This window comes from Nocardioides sp. cx-169 (assembly GCF_021083605.1).
Lineage (GTDB): Bacteria > Actinomycetota > Actinomycetes > Propionibacteriales > Nocardioidaceae > Nocardioides.
Window position 1 is genome coordinate 1 of the sequence record NZ_JAJNRO010000023.1, and the last position, 10,150, is coordinate 10,150.

Annotated in this window: 9 protein-coding genes; 3 read left to right on the forward strand and 6 right to left on the reverse strand. The window is 61.8% G+C overall.

All coding sequences use genetic code 11. From position 1 onward, the window contains the following. The first annotated feature begins 311 nt into the window (after positions 1-311). From LRP67_RS21070 to LRP67_RS21080, 3 genes are all read left to right on the forward strand, one after another. Positions 312-1,163: an IS3 family transposase gene (locus LRP67_RS21070; protein ID WP_231272298.1), complete on the forward strand. Its 852-nt coding sequence runs from the start codon at positions 312-314 to the stop codon at positions 1,161-1,163. A 236-nt stretch (positions 1,164-1,399) separates the two neighbouring features. After that, positions 1,400-1,585 (forward strand): hypothetical protein, encoded by a 186-nt coding sequence (locus LRP67_RS21075; RefSeq protein WP_231272300.1) that lies wholly within the window; start codon positions 1,400-1,402, stop codon positions 1,583-1,585. 5 nt (positions 1,586-1,590) lie between these two features. Further along, positions 1,591-2,340: a transposase gene (locus LRP67_RS21080; protein WP_231272308.1), complete on the forward strand. Its 750-nt coding sequence runs from the start codon at positions 1,591-1,593 to the stop codon at positions 2,338-2,340. A 33-nt stretch (positions 2,341-2,373) separates the two neighbouring features. Here LRP67_RS21080 and LRP67_RS21085 read toward each other — a convergent pair whose 3' ends face one another. The 6 genes from LRP67_RS21085 to LRP67_RS21110 form a co-directional block, all read right to left on the reverse strand. After that, a complete protein-coding gene (locus LRP67_RS21085) occupies positions 2,374-3,456 on the reverse strand; it encodes an ABC transporter ATP-binding protein (RefSeq protein ID WP_231272310.1) in 1,083 nt (360 codons plus the stop codon). Then, entirely contained in the window at positions 3,456-4,517 is a 1,062-nt protein-coding gene (locus LRP67_RS21090) for an ABC transporter ATP-binding protein (protein ID WP_231272311.1), read from the reverse strand. Before LRP67_RS21090 ends, LRP67_RS21085 begins: the two co-directional genes overlap by 1 nt. Before the next feature lie 17 nt (positions 4,518-4,534). Continuing rightward, entirely contained in the window at positions 4,535-5,422 is an 888-nt protein-coding gene (locus tag LRP67_RS21095) for an ABC transporter permease (protein WP_231272312.1), read from the reverse strand. A 65-nt stretch (positions 5,423-5,487) separates the two neighbouring features. Beyond that, positions 5,488-6,444 carry an ABC transporter permease gene (locus LRP67_RS21100; RefSeq protein WP_231272313.1) on the reverse strand — a complete coding sequence of 319 codons (957 nt, stop codon included), beginning with the start codon at positions 6,442-6,444 and terminating at the stop codon, positions 5,488-5,490. Positions 6,445-6,550: 106 nt separating this feature from the next. After that, on the reverse strand, positions 6,551-8,110 hold the full coding sequence (locus tag LRP67_RS21105; protein ID WP_231272314.1) for an ABC transporter substrate-binding protein: 1,560 nt from the start codon (positions 8,108-8,110) through the stop codon (positions 6,551-6,553). A 130-nt stretch (positions 8,111-8,240) separates the two neighbouring features. Next, the gene (locus tag LRP67_RS21110; protein WP_231272316.1) at positions 8,241-9,863 is read right to left on the reverse strand and encodes an NAD(P)/FAD-dependent oxidoreductase; all 1,623 of its coding nucleotides are present in this window, start codon (positions 9,861-9,863) and stop codon (positions 8,241-8,243) included. Positions 9,864-10,150: the final 287 nt, after the last annotated feature.

Below are 10,150 nucleotides of genomic sequence, written 5' to 3' on the forward strand. Positions count from 1 at the left end.
GGTCGTGACGAACTGGAAGCAGGCCCTAGGCCAACTCGCGATCGCCTACCCCGACCGCATCAACCCCTACCTGTAAGAGAAATCAACCAGAAGAACCGACCGCTTACACAGAAATCTTGACAAGCTCGGCGTCGCCAAGACCGCATCGACCAGGGCCTTCAACCAGGTCTGAGCACGGCCGAGAACGCCGAGTTGTCCAAGGCGAAGAAGCGGATCACCGACCTCGAGGCTGAGCTGGCGATCAGCCGTCGCGCGACCGAGCTCCTCAAGGAGGAGACCAGCCCAAAAGGCGGTACGCGGCCATCGAAGTGATGGCCGCGGACGGGATGGCGATCCAGGTCGCATGCAAGGGCCTCGGTGTCGCGGAGTCCGGGTTCTACGAGCACCGCAAACGCGCACCGTCGGAACGCTCGATCCGACACGCGATGCTGACCGACCTGATCACCCAGATCCATCTCGAGTCCCACGGCATCTACGGCGGCCGGCGCGTGCACGCCGAGCTGACCCTCGGACGAGGTGTCCTCGTCGGTCACAACCAGGTCCAGCTGCTCATGCGACGAGCAGGCCTCGCAGGCATCGCCGGACGACGTCGATGGAAGCGGATCCTGCCCGACAACATCGCCACCGACCGGGTCGAACGCCAGTTCAACCGCGCCGGCCCGAACCAGCTCTGGGTCACCGACATCACCGAACACCCGACCAGAGAAGGCAAGGTCTACTGCTGCGTCATCCTCGACACCTACTCACGCCGCGTCGTGGGCTGGTCAATCGACTCCTCACCGACCGGCGCGCTGGTCACCAACGCCCTCGGCATGGCCATCGACAGCCGCCTCGACAAGAGCAGCGAGCCCGGCACGATCATCCACTCCGACCAAGGAGTGCAATTCGGCTCCTGGGCCTTCACCAAGCGCGCCAAGGACTCCGGCCTACTCGCCTCGATGGGCAGCATCGGCGACTGCTACGACAACTCGATGATCGAATCGTTCTGGTCGCGCATGCAGGTCGAGCTCCTCGACCGGAAGAAGTGGAACACCCGGCTCGAACTAGCCAACGCGATCTTCGAGTACCTCGAGATCTGGCACAACCGCAGGCGTCGTCACAGCCAACTCGGATGGCTCACGCCGATAGAGTTCGAGAGGAACCGCATCATCACCGTGGCATGAGATCCAACGAATCTCGACTCCGTGGGACCGGGGACACACCAGAGCCTCCATCAGACCCGGGGCGATTCAGTGGTTCTCCTTCAGTGCGTGACTTGGTCGTTTCACACCGAAGATCCCGCCGATGGCCGCCTACTTCACGTAGCCCCGCCGTTGGACCTCAAACCCCACCACCCCAGGGGACTCTCCTCCGGGCGTGCTGGTGGGCCATCGACCAACTGCGTCGTGAGCACGCCTCGGTGGCCGGTCTGGCCCGTCAACTGGGCACGACGTCGCGCACCGTGTGGCGATCGATCGAGCCGCTGCTCGAAGCGATGGCCGCAGACCCCGACCGGTTCGAGAATGTCTCGTCCTTGGGCGTCGATGAGCACATCTGGCACCACGTCTCGACCAAGCCCATCGCGGACGGTGGACGAAGGAGCTGACCGGGATGGTCGACCTGACCAAAGACCACCAGGGCAAGGTGAAAGCCCGGCTGCTCGACCTTGTCCTGGGCCGCTCCGGGAGGGCCTACGCCGACTGGCTGGACGAACGTGGCGAGACGTGCCGAAGAGGCGTGAAGGTCGCAGCTCTCGACCCGTTCCAAGGCTACAAGACCGCGATCGACGACAAGCCCGAGGACGCCGTCACTGTCCTCGACGCCTTCCACATCGTCAAGCTCGGGACCGCCGCGGTCGATGAGCGCCGCCGCAGGATCCAGCAAGAGACCCTCGGACACTGCGGCCGCAAGGGGGACCCGCTCTACGGCATCCAGAACCTCCTACGCGCCGGCGCGGAGAAGCTCACCGACAAGCAGTGGACCCGGCTCGAGAACGCGATCGCCGCCCGCCCCGACGAGGACCTCGCTGTCTACATCGCCTGGACCTGCGCCCAGCAGCTCCGCTCTGCTTACCGCCACCCCAACCCGGCCGAGGGCCGCATGATCGCCGTCAAGGTCCTCGAGTCGTTCCCGACCTGCCCGATCCCCGAGATCGCTCGCTTCGGACACACCCTGAAGCGCTGGGGTGAAGCGTTCCTGGCCTACTTCGACACCGGCCGATCCAACAACGGCGGGACCGAAGCGGTCAACGGCCGCATCGAGCTCCACCGCCGCGTCGCCCGCGGGCTCCGCAACTACGACAACTACCGACTCCGAATGCTCCTCATCGGCGGCGGACTACGTCACCCCCACCTCAAGTAGAAGAGGCCAGAAACGGACGCCCGCCTGCGGCGATCATCGCTCCAGAACAGGTGTCCGTACAACCGAGTCGGACGCCCTCGAATGCGGAGAGGCTTCAACCTTCGGCGCGTCAGAAGTCCGATGCGTCGGGAAATGGCATGCTACGAAGTGCCCCGCGTTGACTTCACGTACCTGCGGCTCCAGTTCGGCGCAGACCCGTTGGGCAGCAGGGCAGCGGAGGCGGAACCTGCAGCCACTGGGTGGCTCGCGCAAGGAGACCATTTGATTTCCACTCTCCCGCGCTTCCGAGACCCGCGGCACGATGTTGGGGTCTGGTTCGGGAACAGCATCTAGAAGCACGTTGGTGTAAGGGTGCGCTGCCTGTGCGTAGAGATCGTCTGCCGGCGCAATTTCACAGAGCTTCCCCATATACATCACCGCAACGCGGTCACTGACATTCTTCACCACGGCTAGATCATGGGATATGAACAGCAGGGACAGGCCACGCGACGCCCTGAGATCAAGCAGGAGATTGATGATCTGGGCTTGGATGGAGACGTCCAGCGCGGACACCACTTCGTCGCAAATGATGAGCCTCGGCTCCATGAGAAGCGCTCGCGCAATACTCAGGCGTTGGCACTGGCCACCAGAGAACTGACTGGGTCGGCGATCCAGATTCGTGTGCTCATTGATCCCCACGCCACGTAACGCAGCCGCCAGGAGCCTCCCCCTCTCCGCCTTGTCCGCAACACCCCAGACTTTTAATGGCTCCTCCAGGCTGCGCGCGATGCTGCGCCGTGGGTTGAATGACGAGCGAGCGTCCTGGAAGACCGTTTGCATGTGGCGTCGCATCTGACGGGTCTCGCGCCTGCTCGCGTGGTCTAGGTCAACACCTTCGAACTCGATCCGGCCGGCCACCTTCTTCTGAAGTTGGAGGATGGCGCGTCCCGTCGTCGACTTGCCACACCCGGACTCTCCGACCAGGCCCAGGGTCTCCCCCTCGGCAATATCGAAGCTGATCCCGGTGACAGCCTGCACCGGCTTTCGCCAGCGTCCACCGCCGAACTCCACGGTCAGGTTCTCTACAGCGAGAACCTGCTGGCCCCCACGAAGATGCGCAGTGCCGCTTCCCGCCATCACGAGCCTCCTGTGGCTGCTGATTGGTATGTATCGCCCTCGGCTCGGACAGGGCTGGCCTCGGACGCCGGTGCTCCACTGAGCGGAAACCAGCACCTGTAGAGATGCCCGGGGTCCTCTGGGGAGGGCACCAACTGGGGGGTCTCCTCCCGACACTTTTCCCGTGCGTACTTGCAGCGCGCCGCAAACCTGCACCCACGCTCGGGCCACGAGGCGGGGTCGGGCGGACTACCGTCGATCGCCGCGAGCCGGGTCTGGCTTGGATCACTAAGCCTCGGGATCGACGCCAAGAGGGCTTCCGTGTAAGGCATCTTCATGTTGCCGAACAAGGCCCGGGTCTCCGCGTGCTCCACGATCTGGCCGGCGTACATGACGACGATCTCATCGGTCCTGCCAGCCGCGACACCCAGGTCATGCGTGACAATAACCAGCGCAAGGTCGAGATCCCGTTGCTCCTTTTGGAGCAGATCGAGGATCTGCGCTTGGACCGTGACATCAAGGGCCGTCGTCGGCTCATCCGCGAAGACGATCTGCGGGCTGCAGGCAAGAGCGGCAGCGATCGAGACGCGCTGCAGCTGTCCCCCCGAGAGCTCGTGCGGGTAAGCGCGGAGCCGACGCTCTGCATCGGGAATCCCCACCGCCCGAAGCAGGGAAACAGCCCGCGTCCGAGCATCGGCCTTCTTCATGCCAAGCACCACGCGCATCGGCTCGACCAGCTGTGTTCCGATCCGGCGAACCGGGTTCAACGCGGTCATCGGATCCTGCAGGATGATCGAGACTGTCCGTCCCCAGAGTCGCCGCACCTGCTTCATCGGTGCGTTGACTGTGTCCACCCCGGTGAAGTTCACCGATCCCCCGAGCCGGACATCCGAACTCCGAACCAAACCCATAAGCGTGCGGAGCAGCACCGACTTTCCCGATCCAGACTCGCCGACAATCCCGACAGTGCGTCCTGCCCGCAGTTCGAGGGAAACGTCGTCGACGACGGTCAGGACCCGACCCTCCTGGGAGACGAAGGCCGTCTCGACCGCCCTCGCGGATACCAAGACTTGACCGCGCACGGTCGAAGCCTCGCCCATCACGAGTCCCCCGCCATCTCGAATCGCGAGCGAACCCGTTCACCGATGACATTCAAAAAGAAGATGGTGAAGAACAGGACAATCGCAGGAATGAAGGTGAGAACTGGCGTGATTCGCAATTCTTTGGTACCGGCGCTGATCATGTTTCCCCAACTTGGTCGTGGTGGCGGCATGCCGAAACCAAGGAAACTCAAAGAGCCCTCGGCGATCATGATGACCGCGATCACAATCGGCAGGATGGTAAGGAGCGGCAAGATGACGTTCCCGGTGAGGTCACGGGTGATGATCCGCCAGTTGGACGCGCCGTAGGTACGTGCGGCGATCACAAACGGTCGGTCTACCCAGACCAAAGTGCTTCCTCGAGACAATCTTGCGAAACTCGGAGTTACCAAAAGCCCTAAAGTGACTAGCAAGGTAGGAACGCTCGGGCGGAGCGCCGTCACCAACAACAGCAGCACGACCAATGGCGGAAAGGCGAGGAAGACGTCGACCCCAAACCCAACGACTCGATCCACGACACCACGGAAGTATCCCATCACGATGCCGATGATCGACCCCACGACAAACCCGATGAGGCTCGCTCCGAGACTGATCGCCAAGGTGTCGCGCCCTCCATAGATCAGCCGAGACAGCACGCTCCTACCCTGAGAGTCCGTGCCCAGAAACTCTGGCCAATCATTAAACGGGGCCATCCGCGGAGGTCCGACCGGTGTTACGTAGGACGCGATGGGCAAGAATGGCGCGAGAAGCGCCAGCAGACCCACGGCTCCAAGCCACGCTACGGCCACCCAGAGCAGCGGCCGATTGACGCGTTTGGTGCGCCCCATACCCGCGGCCGCCACCTCAGGAGACTGATTGGCGACGGCGCCCAACTGTCCCTCAGTCATCCCGAAGCCGCCTTACGGCGTGAGGCCTTGCTCCAGTCACTGGAAACCACCCTTCCTCTGGGTCCTCAGCTTGCGGTCGCGCGCAAACGCACACGCGGGTCGACGATCCCATAGGCAAGATCGATAAAGGTGTTAATGAAGACAAAGGCTCCTGCCACAAGAACCACTCCGACAAGTAGGACATCGAGATCACGCGCCAAAATCGCCGTTGAAAGCGTTCTACCCAGCCCCGGCACACCGAAAAGCGTCTCCACGATGATCGTGCCCCCGAGCATCCGCCCGACAGACAGGCCCACCGCGGTCATCGCGGGAATGGCGGCTGGGCGCATTGCGTGCAGCATCAGGATACGACGTTCAGAGAGCCCGCGGGCACGGGCCGCTTCGATGTATGGCTCTTGAAGTACCGCGATCAGATCGGCACGTAATAGGCGCTGGAAGGTCGCGAATTCCCCCAGAGCAAGACAGAACACAGGCAGGGCGATGCTCCGAAGCCATGGTTCTACTCCGTCGCTTGGTGGCGTGTATGAGGCAACTGGAAACCACCCAAGCTGGACCGCAAGCAGATAGGCAAGAATCGGCCCAATCACAAACGTGGGCAGCGCAATCGCCATGGACGTCAGTCCGTCGCCAAGACGATCAATCAGGCCGCGGGGGAACCGCGCCGCCAGCGCACCTGCCACGACGGCGAAACCGAGGGAGAGCAAGACACCCAAGACAACGAGCTGCAACGTGGTGAAGGCAGCCTGCATCACTGTGGTCGCGATCGGAAGTTTCGTCAGATCCGAATTCCCCAGGTCGCCTGACAGTAGGTTCCCCAACCACTCAATAAAGCGGACCGCGGCCGGACGATCCAATCCCAAGGTTTGCTCAAGCTGGGACACAGCCTCAGAAGTCGCACCCACGCCGAGGATAGAGGTTGCCACCGAACCGGGTGTCAACTCAAGTGCGAAGAAGGTCAGAACCGAAACCAAGAACACCACAAGAACGGCTCGTAGCAACTTACCAAGCGCATACAGAAACATGGTTCCCCCTTTCCTCGTGGCGGGGATGCGTCCGGTACTGAGTGGGCACACCCCGCCACCAGGGCGTTGGAGTTGTGAGGCCGCGCGTGGGGTCGACCGTTGACAACTAGGGTGTGTAGGTGGCCTCGGTGAGAATTACGCGCCCGAATGCCGTCATCTGGAGACCGTCCATACCCGAGGCAACCTCGACCGTTCCCGTCGTCTGGAGGAGAAACTTGGCCGGAGCTTGATCGATCACTCGCTCTTGGAAGATTACGTACTGCTCTCTGGCTTCGTCCTGGTTCTGCGTCGCTCGCGCCGCCTTCAATGCGTCGGTTGCGTCCTTGTCAACCCACTTCATGTAATTGGTGGGGCTGTCAGAACTGAAAGCCGAATAGAACGCCGTGTCGGGGTGGGCGCCCTGGAACGGGTTCAGAATGGCGTGGAACTGCTCGGAACGCAGGGCCTCGATGTACGCGGAAAGGTCTCCTGTCATCACGTCTACCGACACGTTCTCGTACGAGCCCAAGGTACTGGCCAGATAGTTTCCGAAGGCCGTCGCGACAGTTGTGGGCAGGCCCTGGAAAGTGAATTTCACCGGCTTTCCCTCGGTGGCCAACTCATTGAACAGCTCTTGCGCGAGTTCCGGGTCGTGGCGCTGAACGAGCTCGGGATCGGCAAAGAACGAGTCGGGGGCCATCAGGGTCTCCGCCGGGGGCTCCAGGCCCATTGATGCAGTCTCGGCGAACATAGACGAGTCCAATGCCGCCGCAACCGCCCGGCGTGCACGAACATCATCGAAGGGCGGCCGTGAAGTGTTGAAGGCGAGCGCCACCCCGCCATGCAGGGTGGTGTTCAGTACCGAGCCCCCGACCGACTCCACGTCATCTGGCCGCATCCTGTCCGGCGTGGCGCGCAACTGAGCCTCCCCTGACAGCCAGATGTCGGTCGCCGTGGCGGAGTCCAGGTGGTCAAGGATCACGATCTTGCCAAGCTTCGGAAGACCCTCGTCAGCCCTGAAGTAGTTGGTGTTCTTCACCAACGAGACGGTGTTGTCGGGCGACCAGGACTCCACTGTGAAGGGACCAGCGCCTATCGGCTGGCGCCCGAAGGCCTCGCGGTCATCGTCAGCTGTGGTGGGCACGATCGAATTCAACGCAGTATCGCTGACCGCGTACGGAAACGTGAAGTTCGAAGCCAGCAACACGAAGTCCAACGTGAGATCGTCCACGACTTCCATGGACCCGATCTGGGCCACCGTCGTGGCGGCAGCGGCGCCGAGCTCAGGGTCGGTCAACCGCGTCCAACTGAACTTGACCGCCTCGGCGGTCAACGGCGTCCCATCACTGAACTCAATTCCCTCGTTGAGCGTCAGCCTCCAGGATTTGCCGTCTTCGGTGGACAGGTCCTTCGCCAGGGAGTAGTGCGTCTCGCCCTCCGGATCGATCCAGAACAAGCTGTCGTAGATGGCGTCGCTGGCCATGCCGCCCAGTTGGTAGGGCAGGTTCCCGATCAGCGCAGGGTCGAGCGCAGGACTCATGACCGTCTTGATGACGGTGATGGATTCGGCCGACGCACCTCCACCACTTTGACCATCGTCGGAGCCACCACACGCCGTCAGCATCAGGCACGCGGCGGCAAGGAACGCGATGGGTCGCCCGCCATTCTTGAGTCGAGTTGTTCTCATCTACCTGTCCTTCAACGTAGTTTATAAAATCCTGCATTCAGACCGAGATGGGAGCGAATTGCTCGACGTGCGACCGTGCCGAATTTGGGGCGGCTCTTGCCTTCATATATATTGGCCGGCCCCTAGGTATTCAAGCGAAAAAGCCGTTGTACTTGGATTCCACGGCTTCGTCATAGTGCTTTTTCAGAGCCTGTCGACCGCCGGGATTGGAGAGGAATTTGGTCGCCTTGCCTTCCACGTTCGCCCCGTAGAAGAAGCTGTGCTTCCCAAAGGACGAATAGACTTCATACTCATCGACCATCGCATTCCATTTATTCTCGATCTCAACAGGCACGTCAATCTCCGTGTGCCCGTTGTCGCGGGCATACCGGATGAGGTCAGTGATAAAGTCGATCTGATGCTCTCCGTACCTGGGCACATTTCCCGCTGAACCGTGCGGCCCGGCGATAAAGAAGAAGTTCGGGAAGCCATGAGCCATAGTTCCCGCGTAGGTGCTCGGGCCATCCGCCCAATGATCTTCAAGGGCGCGGCCATCTCGACCTCGGATTCCCATGCGGACAAGAGAGCCGGTGCCGAAGTCGAAGCCCGTAGCCCACACGATGATGTCGAAGTCGTGCGACCCGTCGGTGGTTTCGATACCACGCTCGGTCACGCGCACGATTGGGGTCGACTCGGTATCAATGAGAGAGACATTCGGTTTGTTAAAGGCCTCGTAGTAGTTGGTGACGAAAGGAGGCCGCTTGCCCGCCCAGCCGTGATCTGTCGGGATCAGTTTATCGGCCGTCGCGGGATCATTGACGATGGCGCGAATCTTATTAGCGATGAACTCGCTGAACTCGTCGTTCACCGCCTTGTTCCTGGTGATGTCGCTGTAGAAGGCGCCGAACTTGGCAAATCCTGGGCTGTTCCACATCTTCTCGTAAGTAGCTAGGCGCACTTCCTTGGGATCGTCCAACGCCGCGCGGTCGGAGACTTCGTGTAGAAACCCACTGCCCGACTCCTTGAGGGCCTCGCGCATATTCTCGAACTCGGCATTCAGACTCGAGTGCTCTTCCGCGGAAAGTGGCCTGTTGTTCAGCGGCGTGCACCAGTTCGGCGTCCTCTGGTAGACGGTCACGGATGCCACCTCATCGGCTATCGCCGGAATGACCTGCACGCCACTGGCCCCGGTACCGATCACCGCGACCCGCTTGCCGCGGAAATCGACGGGCTCCTTCGGCCACTGCCCCGTGTGGTGCGAGATACCTTCGAAGTCCTCCCGTCCCGGAATGGATGGAAAAATCGGGGCCGACAGGGGGCCGGTGGCAGAAATCAAGAACCGACAGCGCATCTCCTGCCCGTTGTCCAGGCGCACGAGCCAGCTCCCCGACGACTCGTCATAGGTCGCAGACGTCACTCGGGCGCCGAATTGGATGTGCTGACGGAGGCCCAGTTGATCCACGGCGTAGTTCAAGTACGCCTCGTTCTCTGGCTGGGCGGCAAATAGTTCGCTCCACTTCCAGCCTTCGAACAGTTCCTTTGTGAGCAGGTATCCGTAGGTGTAGCTCTCAGAATCGAGTCGCGCACCCGGATAGCGATTCCAGTACCACACGCCTCCTACTCCGTCACCCGCCTCGAGGACGGTGGCCGAGAAGCCCTCCTGTAACGCGCGGTGGAGCTGGTGGATTCCAAGAATCCCTGCGCCGACGATGATCACCTCGGTATCGAGTGCTGGTTCGCCGGGGATCTGGGTATCGATCTTTGATGCTGACATGAGTAGCGATCCGTTCTTGTTTGAACTGACCTACGTTGTGGTCCGATTTCAAGGAAGTCGTACAGGAATGCCGTGCGCCTACCGATGAGCGTCCCTGCGTGCGCTTGAGAGCACCGCGAGCGGATTGACGAGGCGATCGGTCATCTATGTGGTCTGCCGTGGCGGCCGAGAAGGTGGGCGTAGGAGCGTCCCAGTCCTCGCCCGGCTCCGGTGACTACGGCGACGCGGTCGTCGAAGCGGTACTTCTCGCTCCCCGTCACTTGACTGTGAAGCCGTCGATGAAGCCC